Genomic DNA, 22,560 nt, shown 5'->3' on the forward strand with positions numbered 1-22,560 from the left:
ATCATCGAGCGCCCTCCCACATTAGTAACGCCGCAAGTAATACGGCAAGCACCATCATCAAACCACTGGCATGGTGACGCATCCAATGCTCCGCGCCCGACAGGCGCGTCAGATGATCCATGAAAGCACTCTCGGTTCTTTGCGAAGCTACCACGCTCGACGCCTTCAACTCGCCACACCAGCGGCTAAAGCGGCGTATGGGTAACAACGCCTTGCCGATGACACCGGCGTATAGCCACCACAGGTCACCCGCGGGCGGTACTTTACTTTTACGCTGTCGCAACAATATCCACCCAATGGCTGTTAACGCAACGCCCACGGGTAGCGGCCACATAATACCCAGCCACTTTTTAATGGGCGGGATGCCAACGCTATCAGCAGGAAGCGGCAGCCACAGGGGCGTGGTTAATGCGAACGCGATACCCAATAACCAAGCCCCCCACTGCCAGCGATTGCTTCCCCCTGACTCACGCTGCTGCCACTGTCGCCAAAGTGCAACGCTGACCAGCGCGGCAGTCCCAACGGCAGCCCAGCCGAGAAGCTTGATCAGCGTTCCATGATGCATCTCGTCAAGCGGGCTTTTGACTCCCCACTTGCTTATCAGCCCCGCCGCGATGGCACCTGTAAGTGATACCCCTGGCAGTGCCAGCAGCATCCAAACGAGCGGCAGCGGCCAACGTGGCAGATGTTCACTAATACTAGTGCCCATAAACAACGTGCCTTTGGCAAGCGCATGGTGGGCGGCAAACAGCACCACCCCTGGCCACAACAGTGACCAAACGTCCGGGGCAGCCAACCCCATGGCCACCAGCGCCGTTAGCATGCCCATTTGACTGATGCTGGAATAGGCCAATACCGCTTTGGGGTGGCGCTGGAATACGCCGTAGAGCGCTGCTAAATAGGCGGCTGCAAGTCCTGCGGCCAACATTATATGTCCAAATTGGGTGAGAGCTGCTGGCATCTGTTGGTCGCCTAATGGCAGTACACTTATCCACCCAAGCAAGCCCGCTTTTATCATTGCGCCGCTCAGTACTGCGCTTGCAGGGGCAGGGGCCACCGGATGCGCTAGCGGCAACCACACATGCAGGCCAATAACGCCCGCCTTTACGCCAAACCCCAGCCATAGCACCGCAGCCATCCAGGCGCCCTGTTCAGCCGCCAAAATCCCATCGCGCACGCCTTGCAGAGTGAGCGTTTCCGCTTCGCCCGCGGCCCATAGAAAACCGCCTATCACCAGCCCTTCCCCGATGATCGCTAAAATGAGGTACACCCGGGCCCCCAGACGAGCCTGCTCGGTGCCGCTGTGCACCACTAAGGCGTAAGCAGCAAATGTCATCAGCGCAAAGCCTAGATAAAAACTGGCGATATCCTGTGCCACGATCAGAATCACATTGCCGAGTAGGGTCAACGGCCACAGCAGCGATAAACGTACCAACCGGTAGCGAGCAGATTGATCACCGCTTTGAGCGCGCGCCTGCTCAGCGGCGAAATACCCTCTGGCATGCACGGCTGCCAAACTCCATAGCAGGGCAGTGAAGGCCAGCCACGGACGGGTAAGTGAGTTCAACTCCCATTGTCCCCCCAACATCCAGACATCAACACTCCATTGGGCCTCTCCAGCGAAGGCTAACAACACCGCTGGCCAGGCAGCGCTCAGCCACAGCAGCGGAAAGTAGCGCCGTGTCACAGCGGGTGTCCGGTAAACCTGCCAAACCACCGCCCCAGCCACACCCAGCGGCCAGAGCATGGTCAGCGCCAACAGCAGCGTCATCATGGCAGATACTCCCCGTTGGCGACGCGGGTCGCCCAGTCCAACGGGCTAAACGGCATGCCTGCCAACAACCCTGCCCCCAGGCTCGCCAGGGCGGTAAACACCATGGGCCAAAGCAGCCATGCATTGGTTTCAAAACGCCCTAAGTGCTGCTCATCCGGCCAGTGACCTTTGCCATGCGCCGGGCCTAAACGGAACCAAAGGCGGTGCAAAATCGGCAAAAAATACATCGCGTTGAGCGTACTGCTCGCTACCAGAACGGCGACCACCCAGTACATTTCAGCCTGGATGGCGCCGACCCCGAGATACCACTTGGTAATAAACCCCGCCACCGGTGGCAACCCGATCATGCCCAGCGCCCCAACGGTAAACGCAAGACTGGTGAGCGGCATGCGCCGCCCTGCCCCGTCCAAGTCGTCAATGCGATGGATGCCCAGTTCTTCGGCATAATTACCCGCGCAAAAGAACAGCGTCACTTTCATTAAGCCTTGGTGCAGTAAATGCGCCAACGCGCCAATCGTGCCAAAGGGGCCTAATAAACCCGCACCTAGAATCACGTAAGAGACTTGGCTGATCGTGGAAAAGGCTAGCCGCGGTTTCAACTCGTCCTGAGCAAGCGCTCTTAGCGAGCCATAAATAATCGTAATCGACGCGGCGATCACCAGGGCCGTGTTGACGCCTAGCTCAATACTGAGCTCAATGCCGAAAAGGTCGTAAATCACTCGCAATATGCCGAAAGCACCTGCTTTTACGACCGCCACCGCATGCAGCAGCGCGCTGACCGGCGCGGGGGCAACCATCGCTCTTGGCAACCAGCTGTGGAGGGGCACCATTGCGGCTTTCACCGCAAGCCCTCCCACCAGCAGGGCATAAATCAAGATGAGCAGGCCCCGGTGATCGGTCAGGTAATCGCCCAGGCCCTCCTCCGACGAGAAGGATTGTTCACCGGTAAGGGTATACAGCAGAACAGTGCCCAACAGCAGCACGGCGCCAGCGCTTAGCGTATAGCGTAAATAAACACGCCCCGCATTCAGAGCTTGCTCGGTTCCCCGATGCACCACCAGCGGGTAGGTGGAGAGCGTCAGCATTTCGTAGAAAACTAGAAAGGTAAACAGGTTGTCCGCTAGGGCGATGCCTGTCGTACTCGCCACACACAGGCTGAAAAAGCCGAAAAAACGCTTCCGGTTGGCCGAACCTTCTAGATAACCTATCGCGTAAATGGTGGTGCAAAGCCAGAGCAGCGACGACAGCCCGGCAAACATCACCCCGAGCGCATCCGCACGCAGCACGAAATCAATATTGCCGACGACTTGAAAGCTAAAGCTATCTTCGTATCCCGTCGCCACGCGCCCGACCATCAGGCTCACCAAAATAAGTTTCGTGACCGCCGCCGCTAAATTAATCGTCGTACGCAGTCGCCGCGCCTCTTCTGGCAGCGCAAAAATCGTAGCCGTTACCAGTAGCGAGGTGGCCAAAGCAGTGACCGGTAGCCATACCGCATTCATACGCCACCCCCATGCAACAGCGTTAAGGGGAAGTGCGCCAGTAAACCAAGCGCAAACGCAGTGAAAGCAAGCGTCAGCGCGATAAGATCCATCCCCGGTGCCAGTGGCTGGTAACGGTGGCGCGGTGCCGTTTCATCAAACGAGTAGCGAAACATGCGAAACACATAGGCCGCGGTCAGTAGCGAGCCGGTTAACAACGCGCCAATCGCCCACCACTGCTGGGTCCTGACCATCGCCTCAAGCAACAGCCACTTGGCGGTGAAGCCTGAGCTTGGCGGCAGCCCCATCAACGTCACGGCAGCAATACCAAACACTAACAGAGAAAGCGGCAACCGACGGCTGGTACCCGCCAAGCCTTTAAGCGTGCTCTCCCCCGTAGCCAGCATCAGGTTACCAGCGGCCATAAACATCGCTGCTTTGGCAAAGGCGTGGCCCATTAGCTGCAACCAAAAGCCCTCCCAGGCTAACGCGCGGGGTAATGGTGCGATGTCCGGCCCCAACAGCAATGGGAAAATCACCATCAGGTACCCCAACTGTGCCACGGTTGAGGACGCCACTAGGGTTTTCAACGAATCAGTGCGCCACGCCAGTACGCCTCCCCAGACAATCGCCAGCATGCCCAGCCACGCGATGACATGCGGGGCAAAGAACGTGTCTGGCAGCAGAATGCTCCACAGCTGGAGTAGAATAAACAGCGAGGCCTTGATCACCAGAGCGGCGTGCAGAGCGCTTACCGGTGTCCAAGCAGTGCTGTGCACTGGAGAGAGCCACCCATGAAGCGGGAACAGGGCGGCTTTCAAGGCTAAGCCTGCCCCCATCAGCGCGGCGGCGATCCATGCCACGGGTCCTGGCTCGATTACTTCTGCCAGCCCCTGAAGATCCAACCGCTCCCACTCCCCCAACACCAACGCCACACCCAGTAGATAAGCAAGCGACCCCACCAGCGCCAGTAGCAAGTAGCGCATGCCTGCAAGTAGCGCCGCCGCCTTTCCCGACAGCATCAGCATGCCTACTGCGGCCAACCCCATTACCTCCAACGCCACGTAGAGCGTCAGCAAGTCGGTGGCCAGCCAGATCAATGTGAGCGCGCTTAAGAGCACCCCCATCAATGGCCATAGCCAGCGCGACAGCGGCTCAGGATCGCCTAGTCGTAGCATCCCAGGGGTGTAGAGTGCCGCAGCACAACCAATCCACTGGGTAGTTAATAGCAACAAAACGCTGAGTCCGCTCAAGCGCAGTGAAAGGCTGATACCAGCCAATTCCCACTGCCATCGCAGCACCCCCGACTGCTCAAAAGCGAATAATAGCCCCAGCCCCGACGCCAAAACGGACAGACAAGCCAGTGCGACAGGCCATGCCCGTTTAGGCGGCAATAGCGCTGCCATCAACCCCAGCAGCAACGGAGAAGCAAGCGCTACGCCCAACGCCCAGTGGGTGGCAACCAGTGGCGCAAAGGTGCTTTCCAGCAGGCCAAAACGCCACATCATGTTGCCCTCTCCTTGGAATCGCCGTCGCCTCCCAAGCTATCGGCGCCCTGCAAATGCATCAGTTGTCGAATGAGTAGTGCCCCCAGCATCGAGCCCAGCCAAGCGACACATAGCCCCACGCCAATCAATACCTGGGCAGCCGCCGAGGTGCCCGCGAGACCGGCCAACAGTATAAATACCCCCGAGCCGAGGATATTAAACGCCAATAAGCGCCGCACCAGATGGCGATGTAGCGCAAATGCGCTTAACGCGCCGGCGGCCATCATAACCCCGGCCAGCAACAGTGGCTGCTCGGCAGGGGAATACGCCATATCGGGGATCACATAGCGAATCGCGCCACCGACCATCACCAACCAGCCAAGCGCTAATAACGCCCGCGCTATGGTCCGCGGCCAGGCGTCGCTGAAGGTATCGTATTTAAGCGGGGAAGAAGCACCACGAGCCACTCTGCCAAGCGCATAAAAAAAGCACAGCCCCGTCAGCAAGGCGCCCAACAACAGCTCAGCCACAGCCAACCAGGGGGCACCCAGGCGCCACCATGAAAGCGTCATCGCCAGCGCAAAACCCACAAAGCAGCAGCAGGCACGTACAAGGTGGCGATCATATAAGCAAGCCAGCGCAGCGACGGTTAAGCAGAGCGCCAGTACGCCATCAAGGGGGTCAAAGGAAGTTATCATTCGTTTTCGCTACATCCTTGCATCGGGCACGAATAGACACTCACTGTGCATCCCTTTTGAGCCGTTGTCGACGCAGCATTTAGCTAAGCCGTTGGGTAAGCCACTTACTGATATCGCTTACCTGCTGCGGGCAAAGCGAGTGAGCCATGGGATACTGACGGTAATTCACCGCATAGCCCATCCCGGTCAAGCGCTCAGCTCCACTTTTTCCCAAGCTCTCCGGCACGATGGGGTCAAAGCTGCCGTGCTGGACCTCAATGGGAATTTGCCGGTTAGCCTCTGCCAGAGCAATGCTGTCGGCGGTCGCAAAATAACTCGACATGGCCAGCAGCCCACCGAGCGGCTGCGGGAAGGAAAGCGCTGCGTGATAGGCCACTGCTCCACCCTGGGAAAAACCTGCCACGATAATACGCTGGCTATCGATACCCTGGTCAATTTGCTCCTGGATGAGCGCTTGAATACGTTTAGCGGCTACTTTCAATTGTACTTCATCGACCCGACGACCCAGGTCCATCGCCAAAATATCGTACCACGCGGGCATCACCATACCGCCGTTAATGGTCACCGCAAGTCGGGGCGCGTGGGGCATAATAAAGCGCACCTTGGCGCTGGCGGGCAAGCCCAGCGCAGGGACCAGTGGTTCAAAATCGTGGCCGTCTGCACCTAGGCCATGCAGTATGAATACACACGCATCGGCGGGCTTGCCGCTCTTCGGCTCGATGATAAGTTCGCCAGGCGCTGTCATGGTCATTCATTCCTTGCTTTAAAAACGCCACCCTAGCGCAAAGCAACGCTCGGGGCGAGTAATGTGGCTGGTTTTCATACACATACAAAAAACCCCGCACATGGCGGGGTTTTGTGCGCGCTAACATTAATCGTTAGCGGCAAACATCAATATTCTAACTTATAGAACTTTGATGTTAGAAGCCTGAAGGCCTTTTTTACCCTGAGTGACGTCGAAGGAAACCTTCTGGCCGTCTTGCAGAGTTTTAAAACCGTCAGCCTGAATTTCGGAGAAGTGAGCGAACAGATCGTCGCCGTTGTCGTCCGGAGAAATAAAGCCGAAGCCTTTAGTGTCGTTAAACCACTTAACGGTACCAGTTGCCATGATCGAAATCCTCGATTAAGCGTATTTAGAGCCGGGTAATACCCGAGTTGCAGTGGGTAGAACAAGAAACTTTCACCAGACTCAACGCTTGCGGCGCTTCGATACTGCTGACAACGTTCGACTTGCTAACCTACTGCCGAGAAGGATGCGCCTTGTTTCAGCGCACGTCAACACTATCGCGTAAAAAAATGTCAGTACGATGACCGTTCCGATAATATCCAATCCGCCGCTTTTTCGGCGATCATCAGCGTGGGTGAATTGGTGTTACCGCTAGTGATTGTCGGCATCACGCTAGCATCCGCGACGCGCAACCCACTGATACCGCGTACGCGCAATTGGCTATCGACGACGGCCATGGAGTCGTCTTCCCGGCCCATCCGCGCGGTGCCGACAGGATGAAAAATCGTCGTGCCAATATCCCCCGCCAGGCGTGCCAGTTCGTCATCGCTCTGATACTCAAGGCCGGGCTTCACCTCCTCAGGTTGATACTTGGCAAACGCCGGCTGCTCGGCGATTTTACGCGTCACCCGCAATGAATCGGCGGCCACCTTGCGATCCTCCGGCGTGCTCAAATAGTTAGGTGATATTGCCGGCGCCTGGCGCGGGTCGCGGCTTTTCAAGCGCACTGTGCCTCGGCTTGTCGGGTTTAAATTACACACGCTCGCGGTGATCGCCGGGTACGGGTGGAGCGGTTGGCCAAAGGCTTCCAAACTTAATGGCTGAACGTGATACTCAATATTGGGGTGGCTATAGTCATCCGAACTGCGCGTAAAGGCACCCAACTGCGAGGGTGCCATACTCATCGGCCCGGTGCGTTTAGTGAGATATTCCCAGCCGATGCCCGCCTTGCCCCACAGCGTACTGGCCATGGCGTTAAGGGTTTTGGCCTTCGACACTCGGTACACCGAGCGAATTTGCAGATGATCCTGTAGATTTTCGCCGACGCCCGGAAGATCGTGAACCACCTTGATATCATGCTCGCGCAGCAGGTCAGCGGGCCCCACCCCCGACAGCTGCAGCAGATGTGGCGAGCCAATCGCCCCAGCGCACAGCACGACTTCCCGGCTGGCGTTAACCTGAACGGTTTTTGCGTCACGTACCACCTCTATCCCGCTACACTGCGTTGCCCCTTCATTATGCTCAAAGCACAGTCGGTTCACCTGGGTAGAGTGCCAAAGCGTCAAATTACCCCGCTTGAGCGCGGGGCGTAAAAACGCTTTAGCCGTGTTCCATCTCCAGCCCGCGCGCTGATTGACCTCGAAATACGCCACCCCCTCATTGGACCCGCGGTTAAAATCATCGGTGCGCGGGACACCCGCCTCAACCGCCGCCTCGGCAAAATCGTCCAACACCTGCCACTTGAGACGCTGTTTTTCGACCCGCCATTCGCCACCGTGGCCGTGAAAATCACGATGCGTCGCGTCGCCATCGCCGCCGTCGTCCAGCCGGTAATGGTCTTCATGCTTGATAAAATCGGGCAGGCAGTTCTCCCAGCGCCAAGCGTCATCGCCGGTCACCTCGGCCCAGTGATCGTAATCTCGTGCCTGACCACGCATGTAAATCATGCCGTTGATACTCGAACAGCCACCCAGCGTTTTGCCACGTGGATAAATCAGCGAGCGGCCGTTGAGCCCCTTATCCGGTTCGGTGCGGAACATCCAATCGGTGCGTGGATTATTAATGCAGTACAGATAGCCCACCGGAATATGAATCCAGTGATAGTTATCGCGCCCGCCCGCCTCGATCAGCAATACCCGATGGTTCGGGTTGGCGCTCAAGCGGTTGGCCAGCAGGCACCCGGCGGTGCCTGCGCCGACCACGATGTAGTCAAACTGATGAGAGATATCGGACATGGGCTGACTCCCGGCGCAAGAGCGCTTTACTTAGCCGTGGGCATGACAAAGTCCGCCCCGCCATCGATCGAGTCGGACCAGCGCTGCATGATCGACTTCTGCTTGGTGTAGAAACGCACGCCTTCTTCACCATAGGCATGGGTATCGCCAAACAGCGAGCGCTTCCAGCCGCCGAAGCCGTGCCACGCCATGGGCACCGGGATGGGCACATTGATGCCGACCATGCCCACCTGAATGCGGCGGCCAAATTCACGTGCCACGCTGCCGCTTTCGGTAAAGCAGCTGACGCCGTTGCCGAATTCATGATCGTTGATCAGTTGAATCGCCGTGGCGGCATCGGGCACCCGTACGCAGACCAGTACCGGGCCGAAAATCTCTTCTTTATAGATGGTCATGTCAGGGGTGACGTGATCGAACAGCGTGCCGCCCATCCAGAAGCCATCAGCGCAGCCATCGCCGGTCTGGCCTGCGTCAAACTCGCGCCCGTCGACCAGCAGCTCGGCGCCTTCCGCTACGCCCTTGTCGATGTAGCCGGTAATCCGCTGGTGCGCTTCGCGGGTCACGATCGGGCCCATCTCGGCGTCCAGCTGCATGCCATTTTTCACTTTGAGCGCTTGGGCACGCTCCTTGAGAGCGGGGACGACCTTGTCGGCGACGTCACCGACCAGTACCGCCACACTGATCGCCATGCAGCGCTCCCCTGCCGAGCCGTACGCCGCGCCGATCAGCGCGTCCACGGCTTTATCCAGGTGCGCGTCGGGCATCACCACCATGTGGTTTTTCGCCCCGCCGAGCGCCTGGACGCGCTTGCCGTGGCGGGCACCACGCTCGTAAATCAGGTTGGCGATGGGCGTGGAGCCGACAAACGACAGGGCCTTGACGTCAGGGTGATCCAGCAGAAACTCGACCGCGTCCTTACCGCCCTGCACCACGTTGAACACGCCGTCGGGCAAGCCGGCCTGCTTGAGCAGATCGGCGATCAGCAGCGAGGCGCTGGGGTCCAGCGGGCTGGGCTTGAGGATAAAGGTATTCCCTGTGGCGATGGCGACCGGGAACATCCACATAGGCACCATGACCGGGAAGTTGAACGGCGTGATGCCCGCCACCACGCCCAGCGGCTGGCGCACCGTCCAGTTATCGATCCCGGTGCTGACCTGCTCGGTGTAATCGCCTTTCATCAGCTGCGGAATACCGCAGGCAAACTCGACGATATCGATGCCGCGGGCGACTTCCCCCTGGGCATCGGTAAATACCTTGCCGTGCTCTTTGGTAATCGCCTCGGCGAGGGCGTCCTTATTGGCATTCAGCAGTTCAAGGAACTTGAACATCACCCGTGCCCGGCGAATCGGCGGCGTGTCGGCCCAGGCAGGAAAAGCGGCCTGGGCAGCGGCCACGGCCGAATTGACCTCGCGCTCGCCGGCAAGCGACACGTGCCCGGTCACCCGCCCCGTGGCCGGGTTAAAAACGTCCTGGGCAGCCCCGGTACCTTCGCTTGGCTGGCCGTTGATGAAGTGGTGGATGGCGGTCGTCGTTGTCGCGGTGGTCATGGAAGCAACCTTTATAAGTATCATGAGGGTCTAACGAGGGATACGACCACATTACGCGGCTTTGCGGGACAATCAATTGAGTAATTTTTAACCACGATATAAGCTCAGCTAATAACAACACGCTCTGAGAAGACGCTTATGCAGGAATACGCCTCGTTACGCGCCTTTGTGGCCGTTGCCCGAACCGGCAGCGTGTCACGCGCCGCCGAACAACTGCACCTGACCCAGCCCGCGGTTAGCCTAAAGTTGAAGCAGCTTCAGGCCAGCTTGGGGCTGACGCTGTTCAGCCGACGCCCTCAGGGCCTTAGCCTGACCGCCGACGGCCTTGCCCTCTTGCCCGCTGCCGAAAAGGCCCTGGCCAGCGCAAGCGCCTTTGAGCAAACTGCCAGCGCGCTACACAGCACACTGCGCGGCAAACTAACCATCGGCACCATTGTCGACCCTGAGTTTATTCGGCTGGGGGCGTTTCTGAGCCGCCTGATGTTGCGCGCTCCGCAGTTGGAAACCGAACTGCACCACGGCATGAGCGGCCGGGTGCTCGCGCGCATCGAGCAGGGCGAGTTGGACGTTGGCTTTTATCTCGCCCCGCCCGGGGAAGGCACGGGCCATCCGGCGCTTGCCTGGCGTGAGCTGACCCAGTTTGATTATCACGTGATTGCCCCCGCCGGCTGGGAGGCACGGCTGGCAGATACCCGTTGGGCGTCACTGGCACGCCTGCCGTGGATTGTTACCCCGCCCGACTCGGCCCACCACCGGCTGCTGCAACACCGTTTGGCCGACTGCGGCGTCACCCCAAATCGCGTCGCCCAGGTCGACCAGGAAGCCTGCATGCTCGACCTGGTTCGTGCGGGCGTTGGGCTGAGCCTGGCCCGCGACGCCCTGGCCATGGCCGAACGCCAGGAAAGCGGCCTGGCCGTGGCGGACCAGGTTCGCCTACCCTGCGCTTTGGGCCTGATTTGGCGACACGACCGTGCCGCTGAACCACCGATTGCCGCTGCGTTAAAAACCCTGGATGACGTCTGGCCACCACGCCATAGCTAAGATTTAATCACTGGAAACCACGGCTGTAAGGAAAGTAACCCCAAAGCAACTTAACGACTAGAGTTTCATTAGCTGCTTACTTAGCTTCCTTGGAGTCTGTCTCATGTTGCAATGCTTACCTCTACGCCCGTTAACCCTATGTGTCGTGACGGCCACTATGGGCATCACCAGCACTTCGCTGCAGGCCGAGACGCCCGCTGAAGCGGTCTTTGCCGGCGGCTGCTTCTGGTGCATGGAGCCACCCTACGACCGCCAGCCCGGCGTAACAGCAACCATTTCCGGCTATACCGGTGGCGAGCTGGAAGACCCTACTTACGACGACGTCAGCAGCGGCGATACCGACCATATTGAAGTGGTCAAGGTAGAATACGACGCCGACCAGATCAGCTACGAACAACTACTCGAGATTTACTGGCGTAATATCGACCCGTTCGCGGTCGGTCGCCAGTTCTGCGACGAGGGCGACCAATACCGCGCTGCGATTTTTTATCAGAATGACGAACAGCGCGAGCTGGCTGAAGCCTCCAAAGCCGAGATGGAGGAGCGCTTCGATCAAGAGATAACCACCGAGATACTGCCCGCTGACACCTTTTGGGAAGCCGAGGAATACCATCAGAATTACTACCAGAAAAACCCCGTGCGCTATAAGTTCTATCGTTTCAGTTGCGGACGCGACGACCGCCTGGAAGCGGTATGGGGTGACGAGGCAGGTGGGCCGACTTTTGACTAGTCACAGCACGCCTCAGCCATAGCGAGCGCCTATTAGGCAGCATCGATAATTTTCTACTACAGTGACTGGGCAGCATCAGTAGACCAGTCGTCTAAAATGGCACAACGTTAGGATGCGTTGAACTTTAGTCTATTGATTTAAATAGCATTAATTTAAAAAGCGTTGATCTAAAGATAGGAGATCTTATGAGCAACAGCATCACCACCGTTAACCCTACCACCGGCGAAACGCTACAAACCTACACGCTGATGGATGCCAGCCAAGCGAAGCAGGTGGTTGAGGCAAGTCACCAAGCCTTTCTCGACTGGCGGCTCAAGCCACTTGAGCACCGCGCTAAAATGGTGAAAGCCATCGGTGAGGCGCTTAAAGCGCACAAAGACGAGCTGGCCGATTTGATGGTCAAAGAAATGGGCAAGCTACCCGAACAGGCGCACGAGGAGGTGGACCTATGCGTTGGTATCTGCGATTACACCGCAGAGCGCGGCCCCGAGGTACTCGCCGATGAAACGCGCAACCCCAGCAACGGTGAACGCGGTATTGTGACCTATTCGCCAATGGGGGTTATCTACGGCATTCAGCCCTGGAACTTCCCCGCCTATCAAGTAGTGCGCTATTCAATTGCCAATATTATGGCGGGCAACGCCGTGCTGCTAAAGCACGCTGAATGTGTCACCGGCAGCGGCCTGCTGCTGGAGAAAATCTACCGCGAGGCGGGCCTGCCGGAAAACGTCTTCCGCACCCTGGTGATTTCCCACGACGTATCCGATGAGGTGATTGCTCACCCAGCCGTGCGCGGCGTGACGCTCACCGGCAGTGACGGCGCCGGGCGTAAAGTCGCTGGCAAAGCGGCCGAACACCTGAAGAAAACGGTGCTCGAACTAGGCTCTAACGACGCCTATCTGGTATTGGACGATGCCGACCTCGACGTGGCCGTCGAGACATGTGTGCAGGGGCGCGTCTACAACGGCGGGCAAACCTGCGTGGCGGCAAAGCGCTTCGTCGTCACTGAAAAAAACTATGCGGCGTTCAAAGAACGCTATGTCGAGCGCATGAAGGCCCTCAAAGCAGGCGACCCGACCCAAGAAGGCAGCGACCTTGGCCCGATGGCACGCGTTGACCTGCGTGACGACCTTCACGAGCAAGTCGAAGAGAGCGTACGTAAAGGGGCCAAAATCCTCTGCGGTGGCGAAAAACCATCGGGCAAGGGCGCGTTCTATCCGGTCACCGTGCTGGATAACGTCACCCCCGGCCAGCCCGCCTACGACGACGAATTATTCGGCCCAGTGGCCGCATTGATTCGCGCCAAGGACGATGACGACGCCATGCGCATCGCCAACGACAGTCGTTACGGCCTGGGTGGCGGCATTATCTCCAAGGACGTGAAGCGCGCCACAGAGCTTGCCAGCAAGTACTTTGATACCGGCATGGTGTTTATCAACGGCTTTGGCGTTGCCACGCCGGAAATGCCCTTTGGCGGCGTCAAGGATTCCGGCTATGGGCGCGAACACGGCGGCTTCGGTATGCGTGAATTCGTCAACGCCAAATCGGTGGTTGTCGTACAAGAGTAAAGTGCGTCAAGCGGTAAACGACGTTGTAACCACAAGCGCCGCAGGCTCAACACCTGCGGCGCTTTTTGCTGTTGCCATAACGCCTATTCAGCGATTACGCGGCTGATAGCGACGCCAAATAAATAAGCCAAAAGCGACCACAACCCAAGTAACGCCCGCAGCCAGTACGTCATCCAAGACGACTCCCAAGCCGCCATCCACCAACTCGGCCAAGTGAATCGGCGGTGGCTTAAGGCTATCGAAGAACCGATAAACGGCAAATGCTAACGCCATCACCAGCGGCTGGCGAGCCGCATGGAGGCCCAGTACGGCTAACGGAAACGCCGCATACTCGTCCGCCACGATGCTGCCGTGGTCGGTGTCGATAAAATGCAGCGACGCCAAATCACAAACCGGCACCGCCAGTACCAATAGCGCGAAGATAAACGCGGCCTGCTGACCTACCGGCCGCCCTAACAGCCACCAGGCCAAAGGAATGCCCAGCAACGAACCAAAGGTGCCTGGGGCTACCGGTAACTGCCCCAGCCCCAGCCCGGTAGCAACCCATAAATTAAGCGTATCGAGCATTAACCCGCCTGCTGCGCTTGGTGTTCAAGCTCGCGAGCCATGTCCGGCGATAACGCCAGGGCGTTTGCCAACTGGTCGAGCCAGGCACGCTCCATGGGGTTTTGCTCATCGGTGACGGCGACGCTGATTAAATACATTTCCCTTGCCGCTTGAGGCGAGTCTGCTTCACGGGCCAGGGCTTTAGCGTCTAACGGCGCTTTTAGCTGTTGCTCAATCCAGTTATGCATTTCCTGATCAGCACCAAGCGCGTCGATCTGGTCGGTGATCAACGCCTGCTCCTGCTCGTCGATATGCCCATCGGCACGAGCGGCCATGATCATCGCCTGCAATAATTCCAGGCTACGCCGCTCCTGGTACTCGCCATTGAGCACCTCAACACGCTCGCCTTCGGCGCTGGTTTGCTCGCTTGACGAATTTTTATTCGCCTGAGCGTTTTGCCAGGCTTTCCACGCTAATACCCCCACCCCGGCAATCGCGCCGTACTTAAGCGCGCTACCCCCAAGCTTTCGGCCGCGCTTGGAGCCCACCAGCATGCCCATGGCGCCGCCGCCCAGCAGGCTTTTCAAATCCACACCGCCAGAGCCACCGCTTCTGGCGTTTTGGCTACCGCCGCCGAACTGCTTGGAAAGACCATCGAGCATGCCTTTCACATCGACACCGCTGCCTTTTTGACTTCCACCTGCCTGTTGCATGAGCTGCTGCAGAATCTTGCTTGCGTTCATAGGTATGCTCCTAGGGGTATCAACGTGTGAACAACAGCTATTAAAGAGGCTATTCCAGCATTGCGCTAGACCCCGCCTTGAAGGGCGACGGTACTTCCATGACGGCTCGCGCGCACATCCACACGGACCGGCATTTGCTCTTTCAGTTCGCTAACGTGGGAAATAATCCCAATCATGCGCCCGCCCATTTGCAGCTCGCTGAGCATGGTAATCGCTTGGTCCAATGCATCCTGATCGAGACTGCCAAACCCCTCGTCGATAAATAACGTATCCAACTGAATACCGCCAGCATAAGCCTGCACCACGTCGGAAAGCCCCAACGCTAGTGCGAGCGCCGCCATAAAGGATTCACCGCCCGATAAAGTGGCCACTGACCGGTTCTTGCCGGTGTAGGTATCGGCCACATCCAGTTCCAGCCCCGAGGCGCGATTGCCTTTGGAGGGATCCTCCCGGCGGACCAACTGATAGCGCCCTCGGCTCATGCGTACCAGACGTTCGGAGGCTTGAATCAAGACATCGTCCAGCAGCACGCCGAGCACGAACCGCTGCAGACTAATGCGCTGCCCGGTACGCCCGTTGGCCACCTCACTTAACGTTCCCCATATACGATACTGCGCCTCAAGCGATGCTTGGGCGGCGTGGGCAGCATCAAGTTTTTCACGCGTGGCATTAAGCTGCGCCACCCGGGCGGCCAGCTGCTGATAGGCCTGCTCGCGGGCTTGCTCCTGGGCCTTTGCCTCGGCGACTTGCTCGGCCAGGCCGAGCAGGTCCGGCGGCGTTTGTCCCTCAAGGTGAGCTTGAACCGCCTCCAACTGACCTTCCAGCTTAGCCAGTTCACGTTGAAAATGGGTCACCGCGTTGCTCAACCGCTGGAAATCGGCCTCGCTCAGCCGTGCCCTATTAAACGCCTCCTCATCGTCAAAGACGCTATCGGCCAGGGCGCGCTGCCAGGCCTTCAGTGCCTCGTCCAGAGCGCTATCGGCGCTGGCCTGACGCTTGCGAACATCGTTCAGCGTTGTTTCGGCGCGGGCCAGCGCCGTCTGTGCATGCTGGGCGCGTTCCTGGGCGGTTTGCCAGGCGGTTTCGGCGGCCTGAATATCGGCGTTGAGTTGAATCTGGTCGGCTTTCAGTGCCTCAAGGGAGGCATGCTCGCCCAGCTCGCCACGCAGCCGCTGACAATGCGCCGTCTTGTCGGCGAGTTGCTGGCTAAGCTGGGCGTGGTGCTGCTCGGCTGTCACTATGCCCTGGCGGGCCTTATCCAATGCAGCACGGGCCTGTTTAACCTCGGCCTGGGTGACGGGCGCTTGCTCGACCACGGCAGGGGCCGGGTGGTCACGGCTGCCGCATACCGGGCAAGGCACCTGGGCTTCCAAGCGCTGGGCGAGCAAAGCCGCCTGGCCTTGGTGCCAACGCCTCTCCTGTTCGGTGGCATGCTGTTCTGCCACCTCGACGCTTGGCCGCTGTCGATTGATCTCGGCGGCGGCTCCCTCGACCTGCTCGGCAAGCCGCTCGCGCTGAGTTTCAAGCGCGGCCAGCTCTTGGCACTTCTCAACCGCGTGATTCAGCCGGAACGCCCGCTCGCGCCATGTTGGCAGTTGCTCAAATTGCGGTTTGGCGTTCTCCAGAGCCCGCTGGGCGTCGGCCTGTGCGGCTTGCTGCTGGACCATGGCGGCCTCAGCCTGGGCGAGCTCTTCCCGGGTAGCGCGGTCCGTTTGCTGGGCCGTTTGCAAGCGATGGTAGTCTGTTGCCAACGCCTGAGTTTTTCCGTGGGCGGCCAGGCGGGCCTGGGCGTCTTCGATGTCGTCCTGCTGGCTTAAAAGCGCCTTCTTGGCCGAGCTGAGCGCTGCCTGCTGTTCGAACCGCGCCTGCAACTCCTTACCCTTGCGCTCAGCGTGTTCAGCGGCCTCCCGGCGCGCTTTGGCGTCAGCGTAGTCGCGCTGGGCAGCAGCGCTTTGTGGCTCAAGGGCGCTGCGTTCTTCGTCCAACGCGGCTTCATTTTCCACCTCGCTGGCCTGCAAAATACCCTGCACCCGTTGGCGATGGTTATTAACGTCGCGCTCGATCTGATTGGCCTGGGTGCGCAGGCGCTCTTCAATGCGCTGGAATATCTGTGTCTGAAATAGCTGGGAAAAAATCACTTCGCGGTCTTTCGACCCGGCCAGCAGCAGCTCGCGGAACTTGCCCTGGGGCAACACCATTACCTGACGAAACTGGTTGGCGTCGAGGCCTATCAGGCCCTGAATCTGGGTGTTGGCATCGTTGACGCTTTTGGCCACCAGGCACTCGCCTTGCTCGCCGTCGGCGGTCAGCCGCCATAGCTGGGCTTCGGCGTTTTGCGCGGTGGTGCCTTCACCGCGTGCCTTGGGGCGCTCCTGCTGAGGCACACGGCGTACCCGGAAGGCCTCATCGCGCAGGCGAAAATCCAGCGTTACCTCGGTGAGCAACGCTGCCGCTGCCTGGTCGCAGCGCATTTGGCTTGCCTCGCGCTCAGCGCCGGTCGTCTGGCCATAAAGGGCAAAGCACAGCGCATCTAAAATCGAGCTTTTACCTGCGCCGGTGGGGCCGTTAATCAAGAACAGCGGGCTTTGCCCCAGCGCCGCGAAGTCGACGGTTTCGCGCCCGGCAAAGGGGCCAAAGGCCTGCATGGTTAAGCATAGCGGCGTCATTCTTGAGCCTCCTGGTCGCGGCTTAGCTCGCCAATCAGTTGGCTTATTGCCTCGGCTTGCTCGTCGGTCATGGGCTCGCCACTGGTCTGGGTAAAAAAGTCGCTGAACATATCCAGTGCGCTGAACTGCAGCCGCTCGCGATCCAACTGTTGGCGGCCACGCGCTTCCAGCATGCCGGGTTTCTCCAGGTGCAGCACATTGGGATAGACCTCGCGCAGCTTGCCCATGGGGTCGAGGATGGCATGCCGGTCGGTCAAGCGCACCAGCAGGTAGTCGTCTGCGTTAGGATCGCTAACACCGTCGGCGATCAACGATTCAAGCTCTCCTTCCAGAATGCGCACGTCCAGGCGCGGCTCAAGTGGGCGGTGCTCGATATGCCGCACGCCCTTCTCGTCAATATCCACCAGGGTAATGCCTTTGCGCTGGCTGGCTTCGGAAAAGCTGTACTTGAGTAACGAGCCGCTATAGCGAATATGCTCGCCGCCGCGATACTGCGGCCCGTGCAAATGCCCTAATGCCACGTAGTCGAAGTCCTGCATCGGCTCCCAGGCCACACTCTCGGCACCTCCCAGCGTCAGCGGCCGCTCGGAGTCCGAAGCGCTGCCGCCATCCACAAAGCAGTGGCTCATCAGCACCGTGGGGCGGGCTGGGTGGCGCTGAGCGTTGATTCGTTCGACCAGGTAGCGATGGGCGCTATCGAAGTCGCGCACATCCGCTGCCAATTGGCTGCGTACATACTCGGGGTCAGCATAGGGAATACCGAAAACGTCTATGTCGATGCCTTTGGCGGACAGCGTTACCGGCCGGTCACAATTGGCTAAATCCGACAGAATATGCAGCCCGGCCTGGCGCAAGTGGCGCGCACCAAAACCCAGCCGTTGGGCGCTGTCGTGGTTACCGGAAATCATCACTACCGGCAGGTTGCGCACGCTACACAGCTCTGTCAGCACCTCGTCCAGCAGTGCCACCGCCGAGGCAGGCGGCACCGAACGGTCGTAGATATCTCCGGCAATCAGTACCGCATCGACGGCCTCGCGGTCGACAATGTCGATCAGCTGATTGAGTACGTGACGCTGGTCATCCAGCAACGACAGATTGTGGAACAGTCGCCCCAGGTGCCAATCGGCGGTATGTAGTAGTCGCATGACAGACTCGACAGCAATATAGGTGGCTGCATCATATCAACCTGACACGGCGACGCTAGCAACTAGGGAGTGATCGGTAGCTGACGTTTGTGTTCAGTGCGCTGGAACGTCTTAATGATAGTGGAGCTGGCCGCGTCGCTAACGTGCTCACCCACCAAAAAGGCATCAATCTCGGCATAGCTGACACCCAGCGCTTGTTCATCGGCCAACTGTGGCTTAAGGGACTCCAGATCGGCGGTGGGTTGCTTTTCGACCAGTTCAGCAGGTGCGCCGAGTTCCACACCCAACTCGCGCACCTGCCCCTTGGTCAACCCGGTAAGCGGTGCAACGTCACAGGCGCCGTCGCCAAATTTAGTAAAAAAGCCCATCAACGCCTCGGCGGTCTGATCAGTCCCCACCACTAGGCCACCCCGTGCGCCAGCGGCGGCATATTGGGCTACCATGCGCTGGCGTGCCTTGATGTTTCCCAACACGAAATCACGTTGATGCTGATCCTCAAACGCCAGCCCACCTTCTTCCAGTGATGCCAGCATGGCGTCGCTGGCAGGCTTAACATTCACGGTGAGTACGCTGTCGGGTTGGATGAACTCAATCGCCTTCTGCGCGTCGTCTTCATCGTGCTGGATAGCGTAAGGCAAGCGCATGGCATAAAAGTGTGCATTAACCCCTTGCGAGCGCGCTTTTTCAACCGCTAGCTGCGCCAAGCGCCCGGCCACGGTGGAATCCACGCCTCCGCTAATGCCCAATACCAATGCGTGCTGGCCAGTGTCGATCATCTGGCGACACAAAAAGTCCACGCGCCGGGTACTTTCCTCGCGTGGATCGATGGTTGGCGTGACGTGCAGCACCGTCTGAATATGCACCTGAGTTGCCCGTTGGTTGGCCGGATTGGCTTCGCCTTTCACAACTTGGCCATGAAGCTCAGGGATACGTTCTAACGCGTAAAACGCAGCGGCAAGGCGAACATCATTGCGATCACCGCTAAAGCGCCGTGTTTCGGTAAACAGGTACTGCTGTTGTTCGCGGCGAAACGCCCAGGCAAAGCATACGGTGCCTGCCGGAATTCCCTCGTGGGACTCTGGCCCAGCGATGCCCGTATTGGCAACGGCTACATCGGCATCGTTATTATTCAACGCCCCCAGCGCCATTTCAGACGACGTTTGCTCACTGGTTAAGCCATGCGCTTCTATGGTCTCGGCACGCACTGCCAAATAGCGTTGTTTGGCCTCGGGAGAATAAACTGCCAGCCCACAGTCAATTGACTGGCCGCTGCCGGGCACACGGGCCAGCTCTGACACAATAAGCCCCGCTGTACACGATTCGGCTGTCGCCATTTTCAGGTTATGGGATTGCAAGTACTGACTTATCTCTTCCACACGTTCCATTGCTTATCTCCTGCGCGCCAAGCGCGTGATTCGATATTCTTCCCTGTCCCTGCACTATAGATAACTTCGCTTATTTGTCGAAAAACGCCACGCAAAATGGGACGGCTGCGACCACCTAAACCGACGATAAAAAAAGCCTCCATCAATGGATGGAGGCTTGGAAGGTTCAACAATCATTAACTCAGTTAATCACGAAACGCCTCCGGGTAGCTGGTCAGGTCGACGTCCCACAGCATAGGCAGCAGGAAGTAGACCGCGGCGACGATCAATATCAGCGCCAGGATATTCAGCCAGAAGCCGTTACGTACCATCTCGATGATCTTGATTTTGCCCGTGGCGAAGATAATCGCATTAGGTGGTGTACCCACCGGCAGCATAAAGGCGCAGTTGGCTGCCATGGCCGCAGGCACCATTAACACAAAGGGATGCACGTTTAGCGCCAGCGCCAGCGACGCCAGTACCGGAAGAATCATCGTTGCGGTGGCGGTGTTCGAGGTGATCTCGGTCAAGAACAGCACCATGGCACTGGCGAGTAAAATCACCAGCAGGAAGTTAACGCCTTCCAGCACGCTCATTTGCTCGCCGATCCATTCAGCCAGACCCGAGGAGCTAAAGCCCGCGGCAATCGCCAAGCCCCCGCCGAACAGCAGCAGGATTCCCCACGGCACATCCTTGGCCACTTCCCAGTCCAGCAGGCAGCCACCCTTATTTTTGGAGGGAATCAAAAACAGTAAAATCGCCGCCACCATTGCCACCATGGTGTCGTCAATGCCGGGGATGGTCAGCAGTTGCCCTTCCCACAAAAACGAGCGCGAAATCCACATAAAAGCAGCGAATAAAAACACCCACAACACTGCTTTTTCTTCAAAGCTGGTGGCCCCCAGGGCCTGCTTTTCTTTCTGGATAACTTCTTTACCACCGGGCAGATCGCCAAGCTTGACCGGATAAATAATCCTGGTCAGCAGTAGCCATGCAGCAAACAGCAGAATCACCACCACGGGAAAGGCAAAAAATAGCCACTCGGCGAAAGAAATTTGCACATCAAACAGCTCCGAGACGGTCGCCGCGAGAATGATGTTGGGCGGCGTGCCGATCAGCGTGCCCAAGCCGCCGATGGTACCGCCGTAGCCGATACCGAAAATCAGCGCCTTGCTGAACTTATCGATATCATCGCTGTGGTCGCCTTCCGTTTTGCTTAGCTCCTGGGTCACTTGATACACAATCGCCGTGCCTATCGGCAGCATCATCATCACCGAGGCAGTGTTGGATACCCACATCGACAAGAACCCGGTGGCCGCCATAAAGCCCAACACAATGCGATTAATACTGGTGCCCAGCACGCCAATAATCGCTAGTGCAATACGCTTGTGCAGCCCCCATTTCTCCATCGCCAGGGCGATCATAAAGCCGCCCAGGAACAAGAATATGATCGGGTTGCCGTAGGCCGCCGTGACCTTACTGCCCTCCAGCGCACCGGTAATCGGTAGTAACACGATAGGCAACAGCGAGGTCACCGGAATCGGAATGGCTTCGGTAATCCACCAAACCGCCACCCATAGCGTCGTGGCCAGCACCATGCGGCCTTCAAAACTGAGGTCGGCGGGATGGAAAAACAACAACACAAAAGCAAACAGCAGCGGCCCTAGCAGCAAGCCAACTTTCTGAGGCTTTTTATACGCAGGTGGACGCGGCTGATGGCCCGAGCCATTGTTTGAGGACGCGCCAGCGCCTGACCCACCCGAGGTGGGCAGCGCGCACATCAAGAGTGTTTTTGCCTGTTGGTGGGAGACCCAAAGCTGGTCCCACACCGTCATCATTCCATTGCTTTGCATACGACAACTTCGCTCACGGAGTAGAATGTAAGGTGTTAAAGAATGCACACACTAACCATGGAATAATGGTCAATCTAGACACGCACATTCTTGGGCCCCGTTTTCCACTGACCTACGCCTTTAGTCCAGTAATTTATGGAAATTAATACTAAAGTATAAATACTTGAGTCCAGTAATTTAAGCGGGTCACCAGCATGAACTCCACTTAACAAATAGGAATGGCGAATGCTTGACCGTTGGACCATGCCGCTAACCCATCGCCCGCTTGAGCAGCTTGCTCAGCAATTGAAAGGCCGCCTAACACCGGACCAGATTACCTTCGGCGCTTTCTTAATGGGTATCACTGCCCTGCCATTGCTGGCATGGGAGCATTACAGCCTTGCCTTAGTAGCCGTGCTGTTGAACCGCTTAGGGGATGGCCTGGATGGTGCGCTGGCCCGGGTAAATGGCCAAACGAGCGAAGCGGGCGGCTTTTTAGATATAGGACTGGATTTTGTGTTTTACGCAGCGGTCGTCCTAGGCTTTGCACTAGCCAACCCAATGGATAATGCCCTCGCCGCCGCTTTGCTGCTGTTTGCCTTTATCGGCACGGGTACGTCGTTTTTAGCCTTTGCGATCGCCGCCAAGCAGCAGGGTGTCGAGCGGCCTGATTTCCCGCAAAAGGCCTTCTACTACTTGGAAGGCCTAACCGAAGGAACCGAAACCGTCCTGGCACTGGTGATGTTTTGTCTATTCCCAGACCACTTCCCAATCCTGGCCACGGTATTTGCCATTGCCTGTCTTATTACCACGGCAACACGGCTATGGGGAGGCTACTGGACACTGCGCAAGCGTTCTGCCAACGAATATAGCGCAAGATAAAACGCGCCTAATGTGCGCTAACGAACCGACGTAAATACCCGGTGCGACCATTGTCTAAGTAAGGACATCATCGTTTTGTGGCCGGAAGCGCCCAT

18 protein-coding genes are annotated in these 22,560 nt (G+C 58.2%); 4 read left to right on the plus strand and 14 right to left on the minus strand.

Annotated elements, in window-relative coordinates:
• Position 1: 1 nt before the first annotated feature.
• The 8 genes from GA0071314_RS13870 to GA0071314_RS13905 all read right to left on the minus strand — a co-directional run bounded on the left by GA0071314_RS13870 (position 2) and on the right by GA0071314_RS13905 (position 9,948).
• Complete coding sequence (locus tag GA0071314_RS13870) at positions 2-1,774, minus strand: complex I subunit 5 family protein (protein ID WP_074397202.1); 1,773 nt, start codon at positions 1,772-1,774, stop codon at positions 2-4.
• Positions 1,771-3,276 (minus strand): complex I subunit 5 family protein, encoded by a 1,506-nt coding sequence (locus GA0071314_RS13875; RefSeq protein WP_074397203.1) that lies wholly within the window; start codon positions 3,274-3,276, stop codon positions 1,771-1,773. The genes GA0071314_RS13870 and GA0071314_RS13875 overlap by 4 nt, the downstream gene beginning before the upstream one ends.
• Entirely contained in the window at positions 3,273-4,763 is a 1,491-nt protein-coding gene (locus GA0071314_RS13880; RefSeq protein WP_074397204.1) for a complex I subunit 5 family protein, read from the minus strand. Before GA0071314_RS13880 ends, GA0071314_RS13875 begins: the two co-directional genes overlap by 4 nt.
• Positions 4,760-5,440, minus strand: a complete 681-nt coding sequence (locus GA0071314_RS13885) for a hydrogenase subunit MbhD domain-containing protein (RefSeq protein ID WP_074397205.1) — start codon at positions 5,438-5,440, stop codon at positions 4,760-4,762. Before GA0071314_RS13885 ends, GA0071314_RS13880 begins: the two co-directional genes overlap by 4 nt.
• Before the next feature lie 79 nt (positions 5,441-5,519).
• Positions 5,520-6,185 (minus strand): alpha/beta hydrolase, encoded by a 666-nt coding sequence (locus GA0071314_RS13890; protein ID WP_074397206.1) that lies wholly within the window; start codon positions 6,183-6,185, stop codon positions 5,520-5,522.
• A gap of 159 nt (positions 6,186-6,344) precedes the next feature.
• Positions 6,345-6,548 (minus strand): cold-shock protein, encoded by a 204-nt coding sequence (locus GA0071314_RS13895; RefSeq protein ID WP_009101184.1) that lies wholly within the window; start codon positions 6,546-6,548, stop codon positions 6,345-6,347.
• A 191-nt stretch (positions 6,549-6,739) separates the two neighbouring features.
• On the minus strand, positions 6,740-8,401 hold the full coding sequence (locus tag GA0071314_RS13900; RefSeq protein ID WP_074397207.1) for a GMC family oxidoreductase: 1,662 nt from the start codon (positions 8,399-8,401) through the stop codon (positions 6,740-6,742).
• Between the two features lie 26 nt (positions 8,402-8,427).
• Positions 8,428-9,948 carry a CoA-acylating methylmalonate-semialdehyde dehydrogenase gene (locus GA0071314_RS13905; protein WP_074397208.1) on the minus strand — a complete coding sequence of 507 codons (1,521 nt, stop codon included), beginning with the start codon at positions 9,946-9,948 and terminating at the stop codon, positions 8,428-8,430.
• Positions 9,949-10,086: 138 nt separating this feature from the next.
• Between GA0071314_RS13905 and GA0071314_RS13910 the strand changes: the two genes are divergently transcribed.
• The 3 genes from GA0071314_RS13910 to GA0071314_RS13920 all read left to right on the plus strand — a co-directional run bounded on the left by GA0071314_RS13910 (position 10,087) and on the right by GA0071314_RS13920 (position 13,287).
• Positions 10,087-10,989, plus strand: coding sequence for a LysR family transcriptional regulator (locus GA0071314_RS13910; protein ID WP_074397209.1), 903 nt, complete (start codon positions 10,087-10,089; stop codon positions 10,987-10,989).
• 103 nt (positions 10,990-11,092) lie between these two features.
• Positions 11,093-11,719 (plus strand): peptide-methionine (S)-S-oxide reductase MsrA, encoded by a 627-nt coding sequence (msrA, locus tag GA0071314_RS13915; RefSeq protein ID WP_074397210.1) that lies wholly within the window; start codon positions 11,093-11,095, stop codon positions 11,717-11,719.
• Between the two features lie 185 nt (positions 11,720-11,904).
• The gene (locus tag GA0071314_RS13920; protein WP_074397211.1) at positions 11,905-13,287 is read left to right on the plus strand and encodes an NAD-dependent succinate-semialdehyde dehydrogenase; all 1,383 of its coding nucleotides are present in this window, start codon (positions 11,905-11,907) and stop codon (positions 13,285-13,287) included.
• Positions 13,288-13,374: 87 nt separating this feature from the next.
• Here GA0071314_RS13920 and GA0071314_RS13925 read toward each other — a convergent pair whose 3' ends face one another.
• The 6 genes from GA0071314_RS13925 to GA0071314_RS13955 form a co-directional block, all read right to left on the minus strand.
• Positions 13,375-13,854 (minus strand): phosphatidylglycerophosphatase A family protein, encoded by a 480-nt coding sequence (locus tag GA0071314_RS13925; protein ID WP_074397212.1) that lies wholly within the window; start codon positions 13,852-13,854, stop codon positions 13,375-13,377.
• Positions 13,854-14,576, minus strand: coding sequence for a tellurite resistance TerB family protein (locus GA0071314_RS13930; RefSeq protein ID WP_074397213.1), 723 nt, complete (start codon positions 14,574-14,576; stop codon positions 13,854-13,856). Before GA0071314_RS13930 ends, GA0071314_RS13925 begins: the two co-directional genes overlap by 1 nt.
• 65 nt (positions 14,577-14,641) lie before the next feature.
• Positions 14,642-17,242: an AAA family ATPase gene (locus tag GA0071314_RS13935; RefSeq protein WP_074397214.1), complete on the minus strand. Its 2,601-nt coding sequence runs from the start codon at positions 17,240-17,242 to the stop codon at positions 14,642-14,644.
• The gene (locus GA0071314_RS13940) at positions 17,239-18,387 is read right to left on the minus strand and encodes an exonuclease SbcCD subunit D (protein ID WP_074397215.1); all 1,149 of its coding nucleotides are present in this window, start codon (positions 18,385-18,387) and stop codon (positions 17,239-17,241) included. Before GA0071314_RS13940 ends, GA0071314_RS13935 begins: the two co-directional genes overlap by 4 nt.
• A 62-nt stretch (positions 18,388-18,449) precedes the next feature.
• Complete coding sequence (gene nadE, locus GA0071314_RS19945) at positions 18,450-19,772, minus strand: ammonia-dependent NAD(+) synthetase (RefSeq protein ID WP_082934262.1); 1,323 nt, start codon at positions 19,770-19,772, stop codon at positions 18,450-18,452.
• A 185-nt stretch (positions 19,773-19,957) separates the two neighbouring features.
• Positions 19,958-21,586: an SLC13 family permease gene (locus GA0071314_RS13955; protein WP_074398540.1), complete on the minus strand. Its 1,629-nt coding sequence runs from the start codon at positions 21,584-21,586 to the stop codon at positions 19,958-19,960.
• 243 nt (positions 21,587-21,829) lie between these two features.
• Between GA0071314_RS13955 and GA0071314_RS13960 the strand changes: the two genes are divergently transcribed.
• A complete protein-coding gene (locus GA0071314_RS13960) occupies positions 21,830-22,465 on the plus strand; it encodes a CDP-alcohol phosphatidyltransferase family protein (RefSeq protein WP_074397216.1) in 636 nt (211 codons plus the stop codon).
• The last annotated feature ends 95 nt before the right edge of the window (positions 22,466-22,560 follow it).

The organism is Halomonas sp. HL-93, assembly GCF_900086985.1.
In the GTDB taxonomy this organism is placed as follows: domain Bacteria; phylum Pseudomonadota; class Gammaproteobacteria; order Pseudomonadales; family Halomonadaceae; genus Vreelandella.

What these genes read in the sequence shown, in the direction of transcription:
- GA0071314_RS13955 (WP_074398540.1), bottom strand. Translation starts at nt 21,586, where the DNA reads ATGACGGTGTGGGACCAGCTTTGGGTCTCCCACCAACAGGCAAAAACA.
- GA0071314_RS13875 (WP_074397203.1), bottom strand. Translation starts at nt 3,276, where the DNA reads ATGAATGCGGTATGGCTACCGGTCACTGCTTTGGCCACCTCGCTACTG.
- GA0071314_RS13935 (WP_074397214.1), bottom strand. Translation starts at nt 17,242, where the DNA reads ATGACGCCGCTATGCTTAACCATGCAGGCCTTTGGCCCCTTTGCCGGG.
- GA0071314_RS13920 (WP_074397211.1), top strand. Translation starts at nt 11,905, where the DNA reads ATGAGCAACAGCATCACCACCGTTAACCCTACCACCGGCGAAACGCTA.
- msrA (WP_074397210.1), top strand. Translation starts at nt 11,093, where the DNA reads ATGTTGCAATGCTTACCTCTACGCCCGTTAACCCTATGTGTCGTGACG.
- GA0071314_RS13870 (WP_074397202.1), bottom strand. Translation starts at nt 1,774, where the DNA reads ATGATGACGCTGCTGTTGGCGCTGACCATGCTCTGGCCGCTGGGTGTG.
- GA0071314_RS13930 (WP_074397213.1), bottom strand. Translation starts at nt 14,576, where the DNA reads ATGAACGCAAGCAAGATTCTGCAGCAGCTCATGCAACAGGCAGGTGGA.
- GA0071314_RS13905 (WP_074397208.1), bottom strand. Translation starts at nt 9,948, where the DNA reads ATGACCACCGCGACAACGACGACCGCCATCCACCACTTCATCAACGGC.
- GA0071314_RS13925 (WP_074397212.1), bottom strand. Translation starts at nt 13,854, where the DNA reads ATGCTCGATACGCTTAATTTATGGGTTGCTACCGGGCTGGGGCTGGGG.
- GA0071314_RS13895 (WP_009101184.1), bottom strand. Translation starts at nt 6,548, where the DNA reads ATGGCAACTGGTACCGTTAAGTGGTTTAACGACACTAAAGGCTTCGGC.
- GA0071314_RS13880 (WP_074397204.1), bottom strand. Translation starts at nt 4,763, where the DNA reads ATGATGTGGCGTTTTGGCCTGCTGGAAAGCACCTTTGCGCCACTGGTT.
- GA0071314_RS13900 (WP_074397207.1), bottom strand. Translation starts at nt 8,401, where the DNA reads ATGTCCGATATCTCTCATCAGTTTGACTACATCGTGGTCGGCGCAGGC.
- GA0071314_RS13940 (WP_074397215.1), bottom strand. Translation starts at nt 18,387, where the DNA reads ATGCGACTACTACATACCGCCGATTGGCACCTGGGGCGACTGTTCCAC.
- GA0071314_RS13890 (WP_074397206.1), bottom strand. Translation starts at nt 6,185, where the DNA reads ATGACAGCGCCTGGCGAACTTATCATCGAGCCGAAGAGCGGCAAGCCC.
- nadE (WP_082934262.1), bottom strand. Translation starts at nt 19,772, where the DNA reads ATGGAACGTGTGGAAGAGATAAGTCAGTACTTGCAATCCCATAACCTG.
- GA0071314_RS13910 (WP_074397209.1), top strand. Translation starts at nt 10,087, where the DNA reads ATGCAGGAATACGCCTCGTTACGCGCCTTTGTGGCCGTTGCCCGAACC.
- GA0071314_RS13885 (WP_074397205.1), bottom strand. Translation starts at nt 5,440, where the DNA reads ATGATAACTTCCTTTGACCCCCTTGATGGCGTACTGGCGCTCTGCTTA.
- GA0071314_RS13960 (WP_074397216.1), top strand. Translation starts at nt 21,830, where the DNA reads ATGCTTGACCGTTGGACCATGCCGCTAACCCATCGCCCGCTTGAGCAG.